Origin of the sequence: Allokutzneria sp. A3M-2-11 16, assembly GCF_024213555.1 — a bacterium.
In the GTDB taxonomy this organism is placed as follows: Bacteria; Actinomycetota; Actinomycetes; order Mycobacteriales; family Pseudonocardiaceae; genus Allokutzneria.
In genome coordinates this window covers 2,532,628-2,552,332 of sequence record NZ_JANAVO010000001.1, presented here as the reverse complement: position 1 = coordinate 2,552,332, position 19,705 = coordinate 2,532,628, and the positions used below count along the sequence as shown (strand labels likewise).

14 protein-coding genes are annotated in these 19,705 nt (G+C 68.3%); 3 read left to right on the top strand and 11 right to left on the bottom strand.

Features of this window, described 5'->3' with window-relative positions:
- Positions 1 to 108 precede the first annotated feature (108 nt).
- Positions 109 to 423 carry a hypothetical protein gene (locus tag NLX83_RS12640; RefSeq protein WP_254235014.1) on the top strand — a complete coding sequence of 105 codons (315 nt, stop codon included), beginning with the start codon at positions 109 to 111 and terminating at the stop codon, positions 421 to 423.
- Here the strand turns inward: NLX83_RS12640 and NLX83_RS12635 are convergent, their stop codons facing one another.
- From NLX83_RS12635 to NLX83_RS12600, 7 genes are read right to left on the bottom strand one after another with little or no spacing between them, the layout of a single operon-like run.
- The gene (locus NLX83_RS12635; RefSeq protein WP_254235013.1) at positions 424 to 1,161 is read right to left on the bottom strand and encodes a maleylpyruvate isomerase family mycothiol-dependent enzyme; all 738 of its coding nucleotides are present in this window, start codon (positions 1,159 to 1,161) and stop codon (positions 424 to 426) included.
- A 31-nt stretch (positions 1,162 to 1,192) separates the two neighbouring features.
- Positions 1,193 to 1,951, bottom strand: coding sequence for an HAD-IIA family hydrolase (locus tag NLX83_RS12630; RefSeq protein ID WP_254236200.1), 759 nt, complete (start codon positions 1,949 to 1,951; stop codon positions 1,193 to 1,195).
- Between the two features lie 22 nt (positions 1,952 to 1,973).
- Positions 1,974 to 3,020: a sulfate/molybdate ABC transporter ATP-binding protein gene (locus NLX83_RS42230; protein ID WP_374118733.1), complete on the bottom strand. Its 1,047-nt coding sequence runs from the start codon at positions 3,018 to 3,020 to the stop codon at positions 1,974 to 1,976.
- Entirely contained in the window at positions 3,017 to 3,778 is a 762-nt protein-coding gene (locus NLX83_RS12615; RefSeq protein ID WP_254236198.1) for an ABC transporter permease, read from the bottom strand. The genes NLX83_RS42230 and NLX83_RS12615 overlap by 4 nt, the downstream gene beginning before the upstream one ends.
- Positions 3,779 to 3,780: 2 nt before the next feature.
- A complete protein-coding gene (gene modA, locus NLX83_RS12610; protein WP_254235012.1) occupies positions 3,781 to 4,518 on the bottom strand; it encodes a molybdate ABC transporter substrate-binding protein in 738 nt (245 codons plus the stop codon).
- Positions 4,515 to 4,907, bottom strand: a complete 393-nt coding sequence (locus tag NLX83_RS12605) for a TOBE domain-containing protein (RefSeq protein WP_254235011.1) — start codon at positions 4,905 to 4,907, stop codon at positions 4,515 to 4,517. The genes modA and NLX83_RS12605 overlap by 4 nt, the downstream gene beginning before the upstream one ends.
- Positions 4,908 to 4,939: 32 nt before the next feature.
- Positions 4,940 to 5,374 carry a MarR family winged helix-turn-helix transcriptional regulator gene (locus NLX83_RS12600; protein WP_254236197.1) on the bottom strand — a complete coding sequence of 145 codons (435 nt, stop codon included), beginning with the start codon at positions 5,372 to 5,374 and terminating at the stop codon, positions 4,940 to 4,942.
- 241 nt (positions 5,375 to 5,615) lie between these two features.
- On the opposite strand from NLX83_RS12600, the gene moaA reads away from it, so the two are divergent.
- Both moaA and NLX83_RS12590 read left to right on the top strand, forming a co-directional pair.
- On the top strand, positions 5,616 to 6,653 hold the full coding sequence (gene moaA, locus NLX83_RS12595; protein ID WP_254236196.1) for a GTP 3',8-cyclase MoaA: 1,038 nt from the start codon (positions 5,616 to 5,618) through the stop codon (positions 6,651 to 6,653).
- Positions 6,650 to 6,910: a MoaD/ThiS family protein gene (locus tag NLX83_RS12590; RefSeq protein WP_254235010.1), complete on the top strand. Its 261-nt coding sequence runs from the start codon at positions 6,650 to 6,652 to the stop codon at positions 6,908 to 6,910. The genes moaA and NLX83_RS12590 overlap by 4 nt, the downstream gene beginning before the upstream one ends.
- Here NLX83_RS12590 and NLX83_RS12585 read toward each other — a convergent pair whose 3' ends face one another.
- The 4 genes from NLX83_RS12585 to NLX83_RS12570 are packed head-to-tail and all read right to left on the bottom strand — an operon-like array spanning position 6,911 to position 19,630.
- Positions 6,911 to 10,087 carry an AfsR/SARP family transcriptional regulator gene (locus tag NLX83_RS12585; protein ID WP_254235009.1) on the bottom strand — a complete coding sequence of 1,059 codons (3,177 nt, stop codon included), beginning with the start codon at positions 10,085 to 10,087 and terminating at the stop codon, positions 6,911 to 6,913.
- Positions 10,088 to 10,134: 47 nt separating this feature from the next.
- A complete protein-coding gene (locus tag NLX83_RS12580) occupies positions 10,135 to 13,341 on the bottom strand; it encodes an AfsR/SARP family transcriptional regulator (protein ID WP_254235008.1) in 3,207 nt (1,068 codons plus the stop codon).
- The gene (locus tag NLX83_RS12575) at positions 13,338 to 16,409 is read right to left on the bottom strand and encodes an AfsR/SARP family transcriptional regulator (RefSeq protein WP_254235007.1); all 3,072 of its coding nucleotides are present in this window, start codon (positions 16,407 to 16,409) and stop codon (positions 13,338 to 13,340) included. Before NLX83_RS12575 ends, NLX83_RS12580 begins: the two co-directional genes overlap by 4 nt.
- A complete protein-coding gene (locus NLX83_RS12570) occupies positions 16,406 to 19,630 on the bottom strand; it encodes an AfsR/SARP family transcriptional regulator (protein ID WP_254235006.1) in 3,225 nt (1,074 codons plus the stop codon). Before NLX83_RS12570 ends, NLX83_RS12575 begins: the two co-directional genes overlap by 4 nt.
- Between the last annotated feature and the right edge of the window lie 75 nt (positions 19,631 to 19,705).

Here is a 19,705-nt window from a genome sequence, read left to right as displayed (position 1 = left end):
TCCCTCGGACGTGCAGGTATGCGGTGAGCTAGAACACAGTCGCGTGTGATCCTCCTCCTCTGCCGGATCTCTGTCGTGACATGTTCGGACTCCGATCGGGGGTGCCCGATGACCGTGGACCGCGAACTGGGGCAGATCGCCGACGCGATCGACCGCGCCATGCACCGGATCTCCACCGCACAGACCGACCCGAGCTGGGAGCACGTGGAATGGCTCCGGCTCAAAGCCGACCTGCTCGACCGCCTCGCCGCGGCCCAGCGCGGCGCGGGCCAGATCGCCCGGCGCGCCGAGCTGATCCGCGACCGCGCCGAACGCATGGCCGACGAGCTGAGCAGGATCATCCCGGCGACCCCGCCCGGCCAGCACCGGGCCGAGGTCGTCCAGCTGTGGGCGGAGGGCTCCAGGGGCGCGGCGGAACGCTGATCAGTCGAGGGTGGTCCAGCGCACGAGCGCGTCGACCAGGTCCACCTCCCCCTCAACGGTCAATGCGGTCAGCGGAGCACGGCGCCACAGCAGGAGGTCCAGCTGCTCCGCCGAGCCGATGACCACAGCGGAGGCGGGCACCTCGGAGTACACGGGCACTCGCCGCGGCTGGGCGGTCCGCAAAGCCACGTCCCACTCGTCGCCGGTGTCGGTGGCGCGCAGCCGCACCAGGCCCTCCGGCCCGCTCCACGGCTTGCCCCACAGAAACCGCTGGAGGAACTCCCGCACGCCGTCCGCGGCGAGAACAGGGTCGAACGGGGCGGTCGCGCCCAGGGCGTTCTCGGCGTCCCAGCGGTGGATCAGCACCTCGTGCGCCTGGCGTTCGGCCACTTCGGCAGCGGTGGTCAGCTTGTTGTCCGACCACCAGCACCACGAGGGCGAGTCGGGTGGAGTCTCGCGCAACAGGGTCAGGAAGGCGTCCGAGCGCTCGCGCCACCACGCCAGCAGATCCGGGCCGGGCTCGGCCTGCTCCGCGACGGCGGCCTCATCGGGCACCGGACCAGCCGAGCGCAGCCCGTGGCCCCACCACGTCTGCACCTCGCCGAGGTGCGCGACCAGATCGGCCACCGTCCACTCCGGACAGGACGGGACTCGCCGGTTCAGCGCGCCGGGCGTGCTGACCGCCGCCGTGAACGCCGCGGTCTGCTCCACCGTGGTCGCGATGTAGTCGATGCCCATGCGCAGAAGTTAGCCCGGGACACCGACAATCTCAGAAGGGCTGGTCAGCAGTACCGAGGAGCTCTGCGACGGACGTGATCGTGCGGGTGGGCCGGTACGGGAAGCGGTCGGCCGTCTCCGCGGTGGAGATGCCGGAGAGGACCAGGATGGTCGCCAGCCCCGCCTCCAAACCGGAGCGGACGTCGGTGTCCATCCGGTCGCCGATCATCAGCGTGCTCTCCGAGTGGGCACCGAGCGCGCGCAGGGCCGAGCGCATCATCAGCGGGTTGGGCTTGCCGACGAAGTACGGCGCGCGGCCGGTGGCGCGTTCGATCAGCGCGGCGACCGAGCCCGTCGCGGGCAGCACCCCTTCGCGGCTGGGGCCGGTCTCGTCGGGGTTGGTGGCGATGAACCGCGCGCCCGCCTCGACCAGGCGGATCGCCTTGGTGATCGCCTCGAAGCTGTAGGTCCTGGTCTCGCCGAGCACCACGTAGTCGGGGTCGCGGTCGGTGAGCACGTAGCCGATGGAGTGCAGCGCCGTGGTCAGCCCCGCCTCACCGATGACGTACGCGGAACCGTTGGGGCGCTGCGAGTCGAGGAACTTCGCGGTCGCCAACGCGGAGGTCCAGATCGCCTCCTCCGGCACGTCGAGCCCGGTTCGGTGCAGCCTCGCGCGCAGGTCACGTGGGGTGTAGATGGAGTTGTTGGTGAGCACCATGAACGGGACGTCCTTGTCCCGCAGCTCTTTCAGCAGCTCGTCGGCGCCAGGGACCAGGTGGTCCTCGTGCACCAGCACCCCGTCCATGTCCATCAGGTAGTTCCAGGTCACCGGCTCAGTCACGCCCCCATACTCCCCCGCGCGCGGCGTGCACGCCCACCTCTGTCGCCTTCACCACGAACCAGACGTCCTGGCCGGGCTCCAACTCCAGCTCGGCGGCTGCGGCGGGCGTGATGTCGGCGGCGAGGCCGTCCTCGGCGCGGAGCCGGATCAGGTCGCCGTGCGGTTCCATGCCCGCGAGCCGGACCCGCAGCGCGTTGCGCGGGCTGCCGTGCGGGTTGTCCCGGTGCACCGCCACGGCCGCGGGAGAGAACACCGCAACCCCGTCCTCCCCCGCGCCCGCGCTACCGCGCCCTGCGATGAACACTCCTGCTGAGCTGCGGATACCGCCGTCGACGGTTGTTCCCGGCACGAGGTTCAGCCCGGCGATCCGGGCCGCGAAGGGACTGCGCGGACGAGTCAGCACAGTTCGGGTCGGGCCCTGCTCCACGATCCGCCCGGCGTCGAGCACGATCACGCGGTCAGCGAGCACCAGCGCGTCCAACGCGTCGTGGGTGACCATGATCGCCGGGCGGTTCCGCGTTCGGAGCACGCGGCGCAGCAGCCCTCGCATGGCCGGGGCGGCGTCGACGTCGAGCGCGGTCAGCGGCTCGTCCAGCAGCAGGAGTTCGGGGTCTGCGGCGAGCGCCCTGGCGAGTGCGACGCGTTGCGCCTGACCACCGGACAGCTGGCGTGGTTTGCGATCCGCGAAGGCACGAGCGTCGACCTCGTCGAGCCACCGCAGCGCGGTTTCCCGGTAGTCGGCGCGGTACTGCGCGCGCGGCCCGAACTCCACGTTGGCGAGGACGCTGAGGTGCGGGAACAGCAACGGCTCCTGGGCGAGCAGGCCGATGCCTCGCCGATGTGGTGGTGCGCCAAGGAGATCACGGCCGTCCAGCGACAGATGACCTGTATCCGGACGCAGGAGCCCAGCGATCAGGTTCAGCAGCGTGGACTTGCCAGAACCGTTGGGTCCCAATACCGCCACGACTTCGCCCGGTTCGACGGCGAGCTCCACATCGAGGGTGAACTTGCCCCGCGCCAGCCGGAACTGAGCTCTCATCGCAGTCCCTCCACCGCACGAGGCCGTGCGACTACGATCACCACGATCGCGATCACCACCAGCAGCAGGGAAAGCGCGACCGCAGCGTCCACATCGGACTCGCGTTGCAGGTAGATCTCCAATGGCAGCGTCCGAGTCGTGCCTTGAAGACTGCCCGCGAACGCGATCGTGGCTCCGAACTCGCCGAGAGCGCGCGCGAACGCCAACACCACGCCCGAACCGATTCCCGGCAACAGCAAGGGAATCGTCACGCGGCGAAGCACAGTCCACCGCCCAGCACCGAGCGTGGCCGCGACCGCCTCATACCGTTCACCCGCTGTGCGCAACGCCCCTTCGAGGCTCACCACCAGGAACGGCATCGCGACGAAAGTCTGCGCCAGCACCACCGCCGCAGTCGTGTACGGAAGCTGCACACCCAGCAACTGGCCCAGAAATCCGTTGCGCCCCAACAAGTACAGCAATGCCAAGCCACCGACCACGGGCGGAAGCACCAATGGCAGCAATACCAATGACCTCAGCACGCGCAGCCCGCGGAAGTCAGATCGCGCCAGAACAAACGCGAGCGGACCGCCGAGCAGGAGGCACACCAGGGTCGACATCGCCGCGGTCTGCATCGACAGCCCGAGCGCGGAGAGCGCGGCGTCGCTGGTGACCAGCGCGGGCAAACGAGCCCATTCGACCCGGTCGAGCAGGCCGATCACGGGAAGCACGATGACCGCGAACCCGAGGAGCGCCGGCACCCACAGCAGCCTGGGCAGGGTCACGGCGGTCCAAAGCCCGCGCGGGTGAGCACGTCGCGACCGGCCTGGCCGCGCACCAGCTCGGCGAACTCACGCGCGAGCTGCGCCTGCCCGGTTTTCTTCAGCAGCGCCAACGGATACTCGTTCACCGCGTCCGCGGACTCAGGGAAGTCGACGCCTTCGACCTTGCCGGGCGCGGAGAGCACATCGGTGACGTAGACCAGGCCCGCGTCGGCCTCCTTCGCGGCGACCTTGCCGAGCACCGAGCGCACGTCCGGCTCCTCGCTGACCGGCTTGAACGTCAGCTTCGCCGCCATCGCCACCTGCTTGGCCGCGGCACCACAAGGGACCTGGGGCGCGCACAGCACGAGCGCGGTCCCCGGCTTGGTCAGGTCGGCCAGTGTCCTGATCCCCTTGGGATTGCCCTGCGGCACGGCGATCCGCAGCGTGTTCACGGCGAAAACCTCTGCCCTGCCGTCGATCAGGTCCGCCTTGGCCACAGTGTCCATAGTGGACGGACTCGCCGATGCGAAGACATCGGCGGGAGCCCCGTTGACGATCTGCTGCGCCAGGTCGGACGATCCGCCGAAGCTGATCCGCACGTCGACGCCGGGGTGCGAAGCCTCGTAGGACTTCTCCAGCTCGGTGAACGCGTCCTTCAACGACGCGGCGGCGAACACCGTGACCTCGCGCTTCTCCGGGCCACTGGTGCAGGCCGCGATCAGCAACAACGACAGCAGGACGCTCATGCGCTTCATGGGGTCTCCACCACGACTTGGGTCGACTTGATCACCGCGACGGCGAGCACCCCTGGGCGCAGCCCGAGTTCCTCCGCGGCCTCGGAGCTCATCAGCGAGACCACCCGGTGCGGCCCGCACTGGATCTCCACCTTGGCCATCACGCGGTCCGCGACCACGTCCGTGACTAGGCCGACGAAGCGGTTGCGCGCGGAGCTGCCGATGCCCGTGGGGTCGGCGGCGGTGCGCGCGCTCCCCCGGGCGTGGGCGGCCAGCTCCGCCCCGTCCACGGCCAGCCGCCCGGCGGAGTCGCGGTGGCCGGTCAGGGCACCGGAATCGACGAGGCGGCGGACGGTGTCATCGCTGACGCCGAGCAGCCTCGCGGCCTCACTGATTCGAAATTGCGGCACGGACAAGACGATAGTTCCGCATTTGCGGAATGTCAGCCTTCTTCGTACTCCCGTACCCGCTTCGTTTCGCTGTGCAGCGTCTCGGTCATCCTGGTCAGGTACGAGATGATCAGCTCGATCTCGTCCTCGCCGTGCTCCCGGACCGCCCGCTCGCACGCGTCCCGCAGCCCCTGGAAGATCCACGAGTACTTGTCGGTGTCCTTGGGGAGCACCTCCACCAGGACCTTGCGCCGGTCGTGCGGGTCGCGCACCCGGCGCACGAACTTCGCCCGCTCCAGCCGGTCGATCACGCCGGTGACCGCCCCGGTCGACAGCCCGGACAGCTCGGCGATGCGCCCGGCCGTCACCGGCCCCTCAGCGCGTCTTGCCAGGTCAAGGCACTTGTGGTCGGTGACCGAGAGGCCCATCCGGTCGGCGACCGCGGTGTGGAACATCACCGTCGCCGCGCTCAGCGCCCGCCCGCACATCGCCAGCCGGATCCCGCCCTCGGACATGTCCAGCCCGAACCCGGGGTCGACCTGCTTCTCTCCGCTGGCCATACGTCCCCTGCCTCCGCCGACGAAACATCTTCGGTACAAGAAGCTTGGCAGCTCAGCTACTTGACCGTGAGGCATGTTACCCGGCGAAGGCCGATTCCTCACGGCTGCTCACAAGGAATTGTCGGGGTGCGCCGCTACGCTCGGAAAGGTGAATGCCGTCCCCCTGGGTATGCCTTCGGTTCCGCGCGCAGCCGAGGAAAGCACGCGGCCGGATGAGCGCGCCCTGATTGACCGCTTCGGCCGGATCGCCACCGATCTCCGGGTTTCCGTCACCGACCGCTGCAACCTGCGCTGCTCCTACTGCATGCCCGCCGAGGGCCTGGACTGGCTGCCCGGCGCGGACCTGCTCAGCGGCGCGGAGCTGTCCCGGCTGATCGCGATCGCCGTGCGCGAGCTCGGCGTCACCGAGATCCGGTTCACCGGCGGAGAACCGCTGCTGCGCAAGGACATCATCGACGTCATCGGCGCGGCGGCCCAGCTGGACCCGCGGCCGAGGATGTCGCTGACCACCAACGGCCTGCGGCTGCCGGAGCTGGCGGGCGCCCTCGAGGCGGCCGGGCTGGACCGGGTCAACGTCTCGCTGGACACCCTGCGCGCGGACCGCTTCTTCACCATCACCAGGCGGAACCGGCTGGACAAGGTGCTCGACGGGATGGCCGCCGCCGCTGCCGCGGGGCTGACCCCGGTGAAGGTCAACGCCGTGCTGATGCGCGGCGTCAACGAGGACGAGGCCGTCCCGCTGCTGGAGTACTGCCTCGACCAGGGCTACGAGCTGCGGTTCATCGAGCAGATGCCGCTCGACCCGCAGCACGCCTGGGACCGCGACCGCATGGTCACCGCGGCGGAGATCCTGGACATGCTGGGCGCGGCCTTCGAGCTGACCCCGCACCCGGCCCCGCGCGGCGGCGCGCCCGCCGAGCGCTGGGTGGTCGACGGCGGCCGGGGCTCGGTCGGCGTGATCGCGTCCGTCACGCAGCCGTTCTGCGCGGCGTGCGACCGGACCAGGCTCACCGCGGACGGGCAGATCAGGTCCTGCCTGTTCGCCCGGACGGAGACGGACCTGCGCGGTCCGCTGCGCGAAGGTGCCGACGACGCGGCGATCTCCGCGCTGTGGCGGAATGCGATGTGGGGCAAGGCCGCGGGCCACGGCATCGACGATGCCGGGTTCGCCCAGCCGGACCGCCCGATGAGCGCGATCGGAGGATGAGCGTGCAGTCGATGACCGTGCGGTACTTCGCGGGGGCCAGGGCCGCCGCCGGGGTCAAGGCGGAATCGGTCGAACTGGCCAATGTGTCCACAGTGGACGAAGTGCTGGCGCTGCTGCGCGAGCGGCACGGCGCCCGGCTGACCACGGTCCTGCCCGCGTGCAGCTTCCTGCTGGACGGGGTCGCCGTCCGGGACAGGGCCGTCACGGTGCGGCCCGGCGCGGAGCTGGACGTGCTCCCGCCGTTCGCCGGCGGCTGATCACCCCTCGGGCACACCGAGGTCGGCGCGGATGCGCGCGGCCTCCTCCGCCGCGGCCACCTCGCCGAGCGCTCCCAGCAGCGCGAGCGACCGGGCCGCGCCGAGCCGGTGCCCGGTCTCGGTGTGCACGTCGACCGCCCTGCGGGCCTGGGCGATCGCGTCGTCGAACTCGCCGAGGTCGTGGTGGATCCGGGCGCGGGCGCTGATCGCCTTGCCCTCGCAGAGCCGGAACGCGACCCCGCGGGCGTGCGACTCGGCCAGGCGCGCGCACTCGACGGCCTCGATCATCCGCCCCACCAGCCTGTTCGTGTCGGCGAGCCCGATCAGCGCGGTGATCTCGCCGTAGGTGAAGTTGGACTCGCGCGACAGCGACAACCCCTCGCGGAACCGGTCGAGCGCCCGCTCCGGGCGACCGCGGCCCAGCTCGATCCCGCCCGCCACGTTCACCGCGTCCGCGACGGTCTTGCGCCGCTGCGTCGCCTTGGCCGTCTCGATCGACTCCAGGCACAGCTCGTGCGCGTGGTCGTACTCGGCGAGATCGCGGTAGACCTCGGCGAGGCTGGCGAGGACGCTCGCCTCGGCCGACCGCAGGCCGAGCTCACGGCAGCGGTGCAGCGCGTGGTCCAACGACTCCATGGCTTTGGCGTACTGGCCGAGCTCACGGCGACCGATGCCGAGGTTGTTGGCGGTCAGCACCTCTAGGGTGATGAACCCGTGTTCGGCGCACATCCGCACCGCCGCGGACTGCACGCGCACGGCATCGGCGAGCAGCCCGCGGTAGATGTAGATCGCGCCGAGGTTCAGCATTCCCAACGCTTCCACGTGCGGCGGGCCACTGACCTGACTGCGGGCCAGGCTCCGCTCGAAGTACTCCTGCGCCTGCGCCGTGTCCCCCAGCTCGGCGTAGGCGGTGCCGAGGTTGTTCAGGAAGCTCACCTCGACGCTCGACGGCAATCCCTTCTCGCACAACGCCAATCCCAACCGACACTGCTCCACAGTGGACTCGTACTCCGCGAGATCGCTGTAGAGCCGTGCCATGCTGTTGTGCACAGCGGCTTCGCCGCGGACGTCACCGAGTTTTCTCGCCGTGGCGAGGCCGACCTCCGCGACACTGCGCCACTCCGCGATGTGCCCGCCGCTGCTGAAGTACACCCGAGCGGTGTCGGCGAGGTGCACGGCGAACGGATGAGTGCGAGCCCTCGCCGCGGCCACCAGGTTCACGCGCTCGGCATCGAGCCACTCGACCGCTGCCTCGCGATCGTCGAAGGACGGCAGCCACGGACGCGGTTCCTGCTCTGGCAAGGCGATCCGGGTGATGTCCGGATGCGTCGCCCGTGCGGCCCGATCGGTGGCGCGGAGGTAGTGGTCCAGCAGACGCTCCACAGTGGACTCACGATCGGCACTGCTCTCCTCGACCTCGCACAGCTGTTCGGCGTAGAGCCGCAGGAGGTCGTGCAGGTAGTAGCGGTTGGGGCCGCACACCGCGAGCACGTTCACCGCCACGAGCTGCTCCAGCAACACCGACGCTCGGGCAGGCTCCGCGTCGAGCAGCGCGGCCGCGGTGTGACCGTCGAAGTCCGGGCCGGGCACAAGACCGAGGCGCCGGAAGAGGCGACGCGCCTCCGCCTTGAGCGCGCTGTAGGACAACCCGAAAACCGCGTGCACCCCGGCCGAGGACTCATCGGGAATCGCAAGCGCGGCAAGGCGATTGCCCTGCTTGAGTTCGGTGACGTACTCGGCCAGGTCCGGCTTGGCGCGGCCCGCCAGGTTGACTCCGGCGATGCGCAGTGCCAACGGCAGGTGCCCGCACAGCTCCGCCAACTCGACCGCGGCCGGATCGTCACTGCTCGCTGATCCGAGCAGAGCAGCAAGCAGCGCAACGGATTCCGCAACGCCGAACGGCTCAAGGCGCAGCGTCCGCGCGCCGTGCCCGACCACCAGTCCGCGCAGCTCGTTCCGCCCGGTGACCAACACCGAACAACCCGGATCTCCTGGCAGCAACGCACGAACCTGGTCCGCGGCGCTGGCGTTGTCGAGCACCACGAGCACGCGCTTGCCGGAGAGGACCGAACGGTAGAGCGCCGACTGCTCGTCGATGTCCACCGGGATCTGCTCCGGCCGAACCCCGAGCGCACGAAGGAATCTGGACAGCACGTCAGCGGTGGTGACCGGCTCGCCCGAGGCGTAGCCGCGCAGATCGACGTAGAGCTGACCATCCGGGAAGCCGCGCTTGAGCCGGTGTGCGACGCGCACGGCGAGCGCGGTCTTGCCGACTCCGGGCGAGCCGGAGATCACCGTGACCGGAACCGAACGCTGTCCCTCCGCGGGCAGCAGGGTCCGCTCGACCAGGTCGATCCGGTCCGCCCGGCCGACGAAGTCCGCGAGGTCCGGCGGCAGCTGGGCGGGCACCACCCGCGGTGCCGTCCGCGGCGGTGACTCGGCGAGGTCGTGGCTGCCGACCAGGATCGCCTGGTGCAGCTCGCGCAGGCTCGTCCCCGCGCCGACGCCGAGTTCGGCCCGCAGCAGCGCGGTGATCCTCCGATACGCGGCGAGCGCCTCGGCCTGCTGTCCGGAGCGGTAGAGGGCGAGCATCAGCTGCGCCCAGAACCGTTCGCGCAGCGGGTGTTCGGTGGTGAGCGTCGTCAGCTCGCCGATCAGTTCCTGGTGCCGCCCCGCCGCCAGATCGAGATCGACCCGTCGTTCGAGCGCTCCAAGCAGCATCTCCAACACAGAGGTGATCTCGTTGCGCCGCAAGGACTCCGACTCGACCTCGACGAGAAGGGGGCCGCGCCACAGGCGAAGCGCCTCGGCGAGCAACGCGCGTTCGGACTCCTCCGAGCCGTCCTCGCGGCACCGCGCCGCCCGATCGACCAGATCACGCGCGCGGAGCAGGTCGAGCTGTTCGGCCGCGAGGGTCATCGCGTAACCACCGCGGACTGTGCGCAGCAGGTCACCGCCGATCACCCGGCGCAGGCGCATCACGTGCACCTGAAGGGCGTTGCGGGCTTCGGCGGGCGGATTGTCCCCCCACAGCGCCTCGATGAGGTCGTCGATCGAGACCGCGCGGCCGGACCGCAGCAACAACATCGCCAGCACGACGCGTTGTTTGGACGCCTGCACGGGAATCGGGGCGCCGTCGACCACGAGTTCGAGCGGCCCCAGCACCGTGAACCTCACGGCTGGGACCCTCACGTCTGACGGCATCGCGGTCCCCCCTAACACCACTACACCGAGAGCGAGTTGGCCTCCGGCATCCCCATCTCGACGAACATCTCATGCGCGGCGCGCAGATGTACCACAGCATCGACGTTGTTTCCCAGGGCGCGACAAGCCAACCCCAGTACCTGTACCGTCCACGCCTCCCAGACCCGTTGGCGCGTCTCGCGATGCACGGGCAGGGCGCGGTTGGCGTGTTCAACCGCCTCCTCGGCCTCGCCAACGTGAAGATGGCTCTGCGCAAGGGAAGTCAGCGCCCTCGGCTCGCACAGCCGCAGGCCGTTGTCGACCGCGCAGGCGAGCGCCTTCCGGCCGGACTCCACCGCCGCCGCGCCGTCGTCGAGCGCGCGCCGCACCGCCGCGAGGCCGATCAGCGCGTCCACGGTGCCGTGCTCGTAGCCGATCTCGCCGACGAGGCGCACCGCCTCCTCCTGCACCGGCAGGGCGCGCTCCGGCTGGCCGAGCCGCACGTAGGCGGAGGCGATGGTGTTCAGCGCCTCGACCTCCTTGAGCCGGTTCCCGGTCCCGGCCGACAACCGCAGCGCCGCGTTGGCGTTGGTGAGCGCGCTGGCGTAGCGGCCGAGCAGCACCTCGGTGACCGCGATCTCGTCGAGCACCGCCGCTTCGTCGTGGCTGGAGGAGACCTGCCGCCAGACCGCGAGCGTGCGCTCGAACCCGTCGAGCGCCTTGGTGAACCGGCCCGCCTCCCGGTCGAGGATCGCGAGGTTGTGCCCGGCGACGCCTTCGACGTGCCGCACCCGCAGTTCCGCGGCGAGCTCGCGGGACTTGGTGAAGGTGGCGACCGCGAGGTCCACCTGGCCGATGTAGGCGTAGACCGTGCCGAGGTTGAGCATGCAGTTGGCCAGTCCGCGCGACGCGCCGAGCTCGTCCTCGATCGCCAACGCCTGCGACAGCAGCGATACGGCCGCCGTCTGGTTTCCGGACATGGCGTTGGAGACACCCATGTTGCTCAGCACCTGTGCCTGGCCGCGCCGGTCGCCGATCTCCTGGTAGAGGGAATGCGACTGCGTGGAGTACTCCAGCGACTTCTCGTTGTCCCCCATGCACCAGTACAGCATGGAGAGGCTGCGCATCTGGGCTGCTTGACCGCGGGTGTCGTTCTCTTCCACGGCGGCGCGCAGCCCGAACTCGGCGACCAGCCGCCAGTCGGCGTCATCGCGGGTGTGCCGGAAGAAGCTCGTCAGGTAGGCAGCCACGTGCCACGCGGCCCATCGCGGCCCGTGGTCCGCGGCGAACACGACCGCGGCCATCAGGTTCGCGCGCTCGGCTTCCATCCACGCGTGCGCGTCGAGCAGTTCGGTGAACTCCAGGCTGATCGTCCCCGCTGCAACCTGGAACTCCGGTAGGTAGTACAGCTCAGGGGTGATCTTGCCCGCCGCTGCCGCACTGCTGGCCACGTAGAAGACGAACAGCCGCTCCCGCGCCGCGGCACGATCCGCGGCAGCATCCTCCACTGTGGACTGTTGCTGGGCGAACAACCGAACGAGGTCGTGGAACTGGTACCGGCCGGGCACGTGCTCGTGCACCAGGCTCGCCGAAACCAACCGGTGCAACAGATCGGCCGCGTGCTCGACGGCTACACCGGCCAGCGACGCGGCGGTGCGCACGGTCAGATCCGGCCCCGGTTGCAACGCCAGCGCGCGGAAGAACCGGCGGAGCTCGGCGTCCAACGACGTGTAGGACAACGCGAAAGTCGCACGGACAGCGGCCTGTTCGTCCTCGTCCACCGCGAGCACGGCGAGCCGGTCACCATCGCGCAGCTGCCGCACGTACTCGCTCAGCGCTGTGCGGCTCTGCCCGGCCAGGTTCGCGCCCGCGATCCGCAGCGCCAGCGGAAGGTTGCCGCACAAGCTCGCGAGCTCCTCCCCCGAGCTGCGGTCATCGGCAAACCTTTGCGTACCAAGGAGATCACTGAGCAGGCTCTGCGCCTCATCCGCGGCGAGCACGTCGAGCGACTCCAGGACGGCACCGTCCGCGGCCAGCTCCCGCAGGGTGTCCCGGCTGCTGACGAGCACCGTGCAGTCGCTGCCCTCCGGCAGGAACGTGCGGACCTGGTCCGCGTTCGCGACGTTGTCCAGAACCATCAGCACTTTTCGACCGGCGAGCTGGTTGCGCAGCATCTCGCTCTGTTCGGGAACCTCCAGCGGCACCTTCTCGGGCGCGACGCCGAGCGCGCGGAGGAAACGCGCGAGCACCTGACCGGTCGACGGCGCCGTCCCCGAGGAGTAGCCGTGCATGTTGGCAAAGAGTTGCCCATCCGGAAAGTGTTGCTTCAGCTGGTGCGCCACCCGCACGGACAGGGCGGTCTTCCCGACTCCCGGTGGTCCGGACAACACCGCCAGCCGCGGGCGTTCGTGCACCAGCAGCTCGATCAGCTCGCGCCTGCCGACGAAACCAGAGATGTCGGCCGGAAGCTGTTGGGGAACGACCTTCGCCGGAGCCTCCACCACGACGGCGGGTGCGGCGACAGCAGCGCTTCCGGTCAGGATTGCCTGGTGCAGCTCGCGAAGCTCGCGGCTGGGCGAGACGTCCAGTTCCTTGCGCAGGACCGCGGAGGCGAATCGGAACGCCTCCAGTGCCTCGGCCTGCCGCTCGCAACGGTAGAGCGCCACCATCAGCTGGCCCCAGAACCGTTCCCGCAGCGGGTGTTCCGCGGTCAGGGCGCGCAGCTCCGCGATCACCTCGCGGTGCCGTCCCAGGCGCAGATCGGCGTCCACCCGGTGTTCCAGCGCCGCGAGCAGCTCGTCGTTGATCGACGCGATCTCGTTGCGGTCCAATGATTCCGAGACGACGTCAGAGAGCACCTGGCCGCGCCACAACGCGAGGGCCTCGCGCAGCAACCGGATCTCCTCTTCCGGTTCACCAGCCCGCCCGGCGGCCTCGGCAAGGCGGCGGAAGCGGTCGAGGTCCACCTCGTCCGGCCGGATCACGTAGCCACCGGCGACGGTGGTGATCACGCCGTCGTCCCCGAGCAGCCGCCGCAACCGTCCCATGTGGATGTGCAGGGCGTTGCGCGCGGTGGCGGGCGGCTCCGCGCCCCACATGATGTCGATCAGTTCGGCCGGGCTGACCGGCTCCGGCGCGCGCAGCAGCAACGCCGCGAGCAGGGTGCGCAACTTGGCCGCCTGCACCGGCCGGATCTCGCCGTCCACGACGACCTCCAGCGCACCGAGAACGCGGAACTCGATGGTCATCGCGTGCCGTCCAGCAGGGCTCGCACGTCCGCCGCGGTGTGCACGCCCATCTCGATGAACATCGCCTCGGCGAGCAGCCAGTGCTCCCGGGCCTCGTCCACCTCGCCCGCGTCGTGGAGGAGGAGTCCGAGCACGTGCAACGCCTCCGCCTCGCGAATCCGGATGCCGTGCTCCCGCGCCTGCTCGAAGGCGGCCCGCGCGTACGCGACGGCCTGAACGGTTGACTTGGCGCGCAGTCCCGTTCTCGCCAGGCCGATCGCCGCGTCGACCTCGTGCCGCACGAAACCCGCTTCCCGCGCCACGTTCATCGCTTCGCGGTAGTTCGCCCGCGCCTGTGTCAACTCCTCCAACGCGAGGTGCGCGGAGCCGACGACGATGGAGACGGCGACGTTGCCCCACTTGTCGGTCTCGCTGACCAACTCCCGGGCGCGTTGTGCCTCACGCATCGCGCCCGGCCCGTCGCCCTCGGTCGCGAGCAGTTCGGCGAAAGCCACATGGGCCAGGGCTCCGGCTTGGTGCAACCCGAGTTCCGCGCACCTGTCGATCGCCTCCCGCACCGCATTGTGCGCTCCCTCGAAGTCGCCGAGCAGGTAGCGCGCATTCGTGAGGTTCGCCAAGTGGTTGGCGTAGCTGTCCCACGCCCCCTGTTGCGCTGCGAGCTGAATGGCTGCTTCGTAGTGCTCGGACGCCTCCCGGAACCGCCCGAGTTCCTGGTACGCGAGGCCGAGGTTGCCGCGGGTGTTCGCTTCCTGGTGGCGGGCCTGGACATCCTGGTAGATCCGGGTCGCGCGCCAGAGGTACTCGATGGCCTGGACGTTGTCGCCGAGTTCCCAGTGCACGCCGGCGCAGTTGTTCAGGATGTTGCCCAGTTCGAGCGACGCGTCGTCATCCGCGGCGGCCAGCGCCTTGTCGTACGCCACGAGCGCGCCACGCGGATCGCCGCTGATCCAGGTCAGGTGGGCCAGGTGGGAGTGCATGGTCGCGACGGCACCGCTGTCGTCCACCGCGACGGCGGTGGCCAGTCCGCGTTCGGCGATCTCCCGGCAATCCACGTTGTGCCCCTTGGCCAGCAGGTAGGTCCACAGCACGTCGACGAACTGCCAGAGGTGTTCGTTCCGTCCTCTTCGCGAGGCCAGTGCCACGACGGCGCGCAGATTGGCGCGCTCGTCCTCCATCCACGCCTCGGCGCCTGCCCGGTCGCTGAACGGAACGCCGATCCGCACACGCTCCGGGAGCTTGTTCGTGTAGGCGCGCAGCGGCAGCAACGTCCGCGCCGTCCCCGCGGCGAAGAGGTGCCAGTCCAGCAGGTGGTCCACGGCCGTGTCGATCTCTTCCGCGAGTTCCTCCGCCGTGGCCTGCTCGGCCGCGTACGCACGGAGGAGGTCGTGGAACTGGAAGCGGTCGTTCTGGTGCCGCTGCACGAGGTTCGCGGTCGCGAGTTCGTCGAGCAGCGCGGTCGCAGTGTCCAAAGTGGAATCGACAAGCGAGGCGGCCACCCAGGCGGTGAAGTCCGGGCCGGGCACGAGCCCCAGGAACCGGAACAACCGCTGCGCTTCGGAGGACAGCGTGCCGTAGGACATCGCGAACGCCGCCCGCACCGCCGACTGCTCATCGCCGTCAACCGTCAGTGCCGACAGCAGGTCGCCACCGCGCACATCGTCCACGTATGCGCGCACGGAGCATTCCTGCTGTGCGATGTTCGCTCCGGCTATGCGCAACGCCAGAGGCAGGTTCCCGCACAGCCGCGCCAGTTCCGCGCCCGCGTCGGGCTCACTCCGCACGCCCTCTCCGACGAACTCCGCGAGCAACGCCAACGAATCCGCTTCGGTCAGCACGGACAGCGCGACCGCTTCGGCCCGCTCGTGGTTGATCAGCTCGTGCAGCACACCCCTGCTGGTGACCAGAACCGCACACCCACCGGCATCCGGAACGAGGGGCCGCACCTGCTCGGCATCGATGGCGTTGTCCAGCACCAGGAGCACTCGCCGGTCGGAGAGCTCCGACCGCAACATCGCCGCCTGCTCGTCAATGGCGGCGGGAACCCGGTCCGTGGGAACGCCGAGCGCACGGAGGAACCGCGCCAGCACCTGCCCCGGAGTCGGCCGGGCATTGGCCGAGTACCCGTGCAGGTTCACGTGCAGCTGCCCGTCGGGAAACCGCTGCTTCAACCGATGCGCGACCCGCACCGCGAGCGCGGTCTTCCCCACTCCGGGCGGACCCGACACCACTACGAGCTTCGTCCCCGTATCCAGCAGTTCCCTGATCCGGTCGACCAGTTCCTCTCGCCCGACGAAGTCACTGATGTCGCCAGGCAACTGCTGTGGCACAACGACATTGCTTCTCGGCGCCGCGACCTCTCCCACCAGGATCGCGTGGTGCAGCGCGCGCAGCTCCGCGCTCGGCGCGACCCCCAGCTCCTCCTTCAAAGCATTCGCGAAGTCCCGGAAAACGATGAGCGCCTCCGCCTGTCGCTCCGAGCGGTACAGGGCGAGCATCAGCTGCCCCCAGAAGCGCTCCCGGAAGGGGTGGTCCGCCACCAGCGCGCGCAGTTCGCCCACCAGCTCCCGGTGCTTCCCCAACTCCAGGTCGACGTCGATCCGCTGCTCCACCACATCGAGCAGCTCGGCGTTGAGCTGCGCGATCTCGTTGGTGTGCAGGGAAACCGAGGAAACATCGGCCAGCACCGCGCCCCGCCACAACGCCAGCGCCTCGCCCAGCAGCCGCGCCCTCGTCCCCCTCGACGTGGACTTCGCCCTGCGCACGAGCTCGCGGAACCGCACCAGGTCGATCCGCTCGGTGGCGAGCACGTACCCCGCGCCGACCGTGCGGATCACGCCTTCCCCGAGCAGCCGCCGCAGCCGCACCATGTGCGTTTGCAAGGCGTTGCGCGCCGTTGGCGGCGGCTCGTCCCCCCACAACGCGTCCAGGAGCTCCACGACTCCCACCGCCCGCCCCGCGTGCAACAGCAACGCCGCGAGCACCACCCGCTGCTTCCCGGCCCTCACCGGCACCAACCGCCCGTCGACCAGCACCTCCAGCGAGCCGAGCAGCCTGAACTCAACGCTCATCGCGCCTGGCCAAGCAACTCCCGCACTCCGTCGGCCTCCGGCATGCCCATCTCCGCGAACATCTCCACCGCCCGCTCCCAGTGCTCCAGCGCCCCGGCCCGCTCACCGGCCATCCACAAAGCTTGCCCGATAACCCGAAGTGTCCGCGCCTCCCCAGGCCGATGCCCCGTCTCCCGATGCACCTCCAACGCCCTCCTGCCAAACGCCGCCGCACTCCCAGCCCGCCCTGCAACGAAGCAACACACAGCGGCTGCCGTCAGCGCTGAGCCCTGCGTAGCCCGGAAACCACCCTCGGTGCTGACACGCATCGCCTGTCGCGCCAGCCTCAAACCGGACGACGGACGCCCAAGCTCCGCGTGAACAGTCGCCATGTCCAAGAGCGCCCGAGACTCGGTCGCCCTGGATTCGAGCGTCCGCGCCAGATCCAGCGCATCGGTGTACCAGACGAGCGCCTCGTCCAACTTTCCCATTCTCTGCCACAAGTGACCAAATGCCCACAAGTACTCGTGCTCGATCTTTCGATCACCAGCCTTTCGGCATTCAATAATGCCTGCCCGCAGGGATTCCTCAGCCTCCTCAAAAAAACCCAAGTCGATATCAATCTCAGCGAGAACACAAAGAGGTTGTTGGACGCCAAGATCAACCTTTGCACATGCCACCGCCGCCATTTTTGCAAGCTCGCGGGCGCGCACCATGTCTCCGACTTCCCAGCAGGCGTTACCGAGGTTTGCAAGCACATTCGCCTCACCCCAGGAAATATTGAACCGCCTACAGATATCGAGGGCTTCGCCATAAATCTCGACAGCCTCCCGAAGGCGGCCCGAAGAGGCATAAATCATCGCTAGGTTAACAAGAACTGGAGCCCTCCCCGGGATGGGATCACCTTCCCCAAAAAGGGTAGCCGCTTGTTCCATGAGGACTACCGAGCGCGAAATGCTCCCGACTCCCCAGAGAACGATAGCCAGGTTCATCAAGGATGATTTCAGACCATCCTCATCACCGATTTCTCTCCGAGTTTCCACTGCGGCGTCGAGGTGTTCGATGGCTTCATCGATCCTGTTGTCCGCCCAGAACGCCGTGCCCATGCCATGCAGCATCGCGCCTTCAGCATCCCGGTCGCGGTTGTGTCGAGCAGCACGAAGCCCGGCGGAAGCCAGCTGCAGCCATTCAACCGTCCGATGCTTCTCGTATAGATAGCCCCGCAGCACATTTGGAATCAGCCAGCAAACTTCGGAATATCCGGCAGGCTCAGCAGATTCTACAATCGCAACAATGTTCTCCAGCTCCTTAGTCACCCACCCGGACGCCTCCTCGACTGAGGAAAATGTTACTTCGGGAAGCAGAGAAAATGCCCGAGGAAGGGTGTCGAGCTCCTTCTCGGGGCTTACCATTTTCGTCGCGCCGTTCACTCCGAGAAAATAGAAGCCATATATGCGACGCTCGGCCTCAAGACGTTCATGAATCAAGGAATCCGACCGCAGGCAGCGCTCCGCGAAGAGTTTCAGGAGATCGTGGAACTGATATCGTCCCGGATAGGGAGCTTCCAGCAAATTGGCTGAGACGAGACGATCGAGCAGCGGAACGACCACCCGCGTCCGCGAGTCAAGGCAGGTTGACGCAGCATCTGCGCAGAAGTCTCGCCCAGGCACGATCGAGAGAAGCCTGAGGGCGGACTGCAACTCAGCTTCGAGCGAAGAATACGAAAGCATGAAGGTGGCCGCCAACCTAGCTTGCTCATCGCCATCAATCGCAAGCATCGAAAGACGGTCACCGTCTCGCAGTCGTCTTACATATTCCGCGACACCGACTCCCTCTGCGGCAATGTTCGCGCCTGCGATACACAGAGCGAGCGGCAACCGGCCACAGAGCTCAACCAACTCAAGAACGTCCTCTGAGTCACAGCAGGCAGACTTCTCCCGAAGTATGCTTCGAAGGAGTTCGATAGCCTCGAACTCTTCGAGGACGCCGATAGAAAGACATGTCTCCGGAGTACCTTGCGTGATCCCGGTCAACTTTACACGGCTAGTCACAAGCACGCCGCATCCCTTTGCCAAGGGAAGCACAGAACGCACCTTTTCAGCCGTCGCAGCGTTGTCCAGCAGGAACAGAACGCGCCTTCCCGAGAGCCTCACCAAGAGTTCCTTGTGCTGCTCCTCGAGGCGTGCCGGGATCTCTTCTGAGGAAGCTCCGAGAGCCCGCAGGAAACGCGAGAGAACTTGCTCAGAAGTGGGTGGCTCTGAGCTGGAGTACCCGTGGAGGTTGATGTGCAACTGCCCGTCAGAGAAGATAGAGCAGAGTCGCTGTGCCACATGTACTGCCAGTGTGGTCTTCCCTGCTCCTGGCGACCCGGACACGACGACCACGGGACAACCGTCCGCGTCGGACCCAAGTGTGGACAGCAGGCCGTCCACGGCTTCCCGGCGGCCGGTGAAGTTCCCGATGCCAGCAGGTAGCTGCCGGGGGATTGGAACCGTCGTCTCGCGGACTTCTCCTTGCCTTTCGGCTTCTCCAGAGAGGATTTCCTGATGCAGCTGCCGAAGCTCGCGCCCTGGCGTAACGCCAAGTTCCGCGTTCAACACCTTGGTCACGTTGCGAAATGCATCCAGGGCCTCCGCTTGCTGACCGGACCGAAACAGCGCGAGCATGAGTTTGTTCCAGAAGCTTTCACGCAGTGGATATGACGTTGTCAAAGCGCGCAACTCGGCCACTACCTCGGCATGGTGTCTGGCGCGAAGCTCCAAATCGACTTTGTTCTCAGTTGCGTTGAGCAACTCGCTCTCGATCTTGTTTAGCTCCTCCTCCTGCTCAGACCGGATCCGGAGGTCTGGCAGCAGCGGACCACGCCACAGGGCTGTCGCCTGCCGCAGAAGGGGTAGTGCGTCCTCATCACTGGCAGTTCGCGCACGTGCGACGAGATCACGGAATCGCTGGAGGTCCACGCGATCGGTGCGGATGAGGTAGCCGCCCTCGACTGTGCGGATCAAGTCCGAAGGACCCAGTGCTCGCCGCAGCCGGGTTACGTGGGTCTGCACCGCGTTGTAGGCGTTCTTTGGGGCAGCCGCGCCCCACAAGTGCTTGATCAGTCGTGGCGTCCGCACCGGCTGGTCGGCATGGAGCAACAGCACCGCCAGAACCGCCCGCTGTTTCGGAGCATTGATCGACACGATCTCGCCGTCGACCACAACTTCGAGCGAGCCGAGCACCTTGAACTCGACCGTCATCGCGCTCCCCCTCGTCCCTGCGACACGCCGACCACGAGGTCTCTCCCCAGAACCCATGGCGGCCTCTCCACGCAC

Coding starts and splice junctions, on each gene's coding strand:
- NLX83_RS12640 (WP_254235014.1), top strand. CDS start 109: ATGACCGTGGACCGCGAACTGGGGCAGATCGCCGACGCGATCGACCGC.
- NLX83_RS12635 (WP_254235013.1), bottom strand. CDS start 1,161: ATGGGCATCGACTACATCGCGACCACGGTGGAGCAGACCGCGGCGTTC.
- NLX83_RS12630 (WP_254236200.1), bottom strand. CDS start 1,951: ATGGACATGGACGGGGTGCTGGTGCACGAGGACCACCTGGTCCCTGGC.
- NLX83_RS42230 (WP_374118733.1), bottom strand. CDS start 3,020: ATGAGAGCTCAGTTCCGGCTGGCGCGGGGCAAGTTCACCCTCGATGTG.
- modA (WP_254235012.1), bottom strand. CDS start 4,518: ATGAAGCGCATGAGCGTCCTGCTGTCGTTGTTGCTGATCGCGGCCTGC.
- NLX83_RS12600 (WP_254236197.1), bottom strand. CDS start 5,374: ATGTGCGGGCGGGCGCTGAGCGCGGCGACGGTGATGTTCCACACCGCG.
- moaA (WP_254236196.1), top strand. CDS start 5,616: ATGCCTTCGGTTCCGCGCGCAGCCGAGGAAAGCACGCGGCCGGATGAG.
- NLX83_RS12590 (WP_254235010.1), top strand. CDS start 6,650: ATGAGCGTGCAGTCGATGACCGTGCGGTACTTCGCGGGGGCCAGGGCC.
- NLX83_RS12580 (WP_254235008.1), bottom strand. CDS start 13,341: ATGACCATCGAGTTCCGCGTTCTCGGTGCGCTGGAGGTCGTCGTGGAC.
- NLX83_RS12575 (WP_254235007.1), bottom strand. CDS start 16,409: ATGAGCGTTGAGTTCAGGCTGCTCGGCTCGCTGGAGGTGCTGGTCGAC.
- NLX83_RS12570 (WP_254235006.1), bottom strand. CDS start 19,630: ATGACGGTCGAGTTCAAGGTGCTCGGCTCGCTCGAAGTTGTGGTCGAC.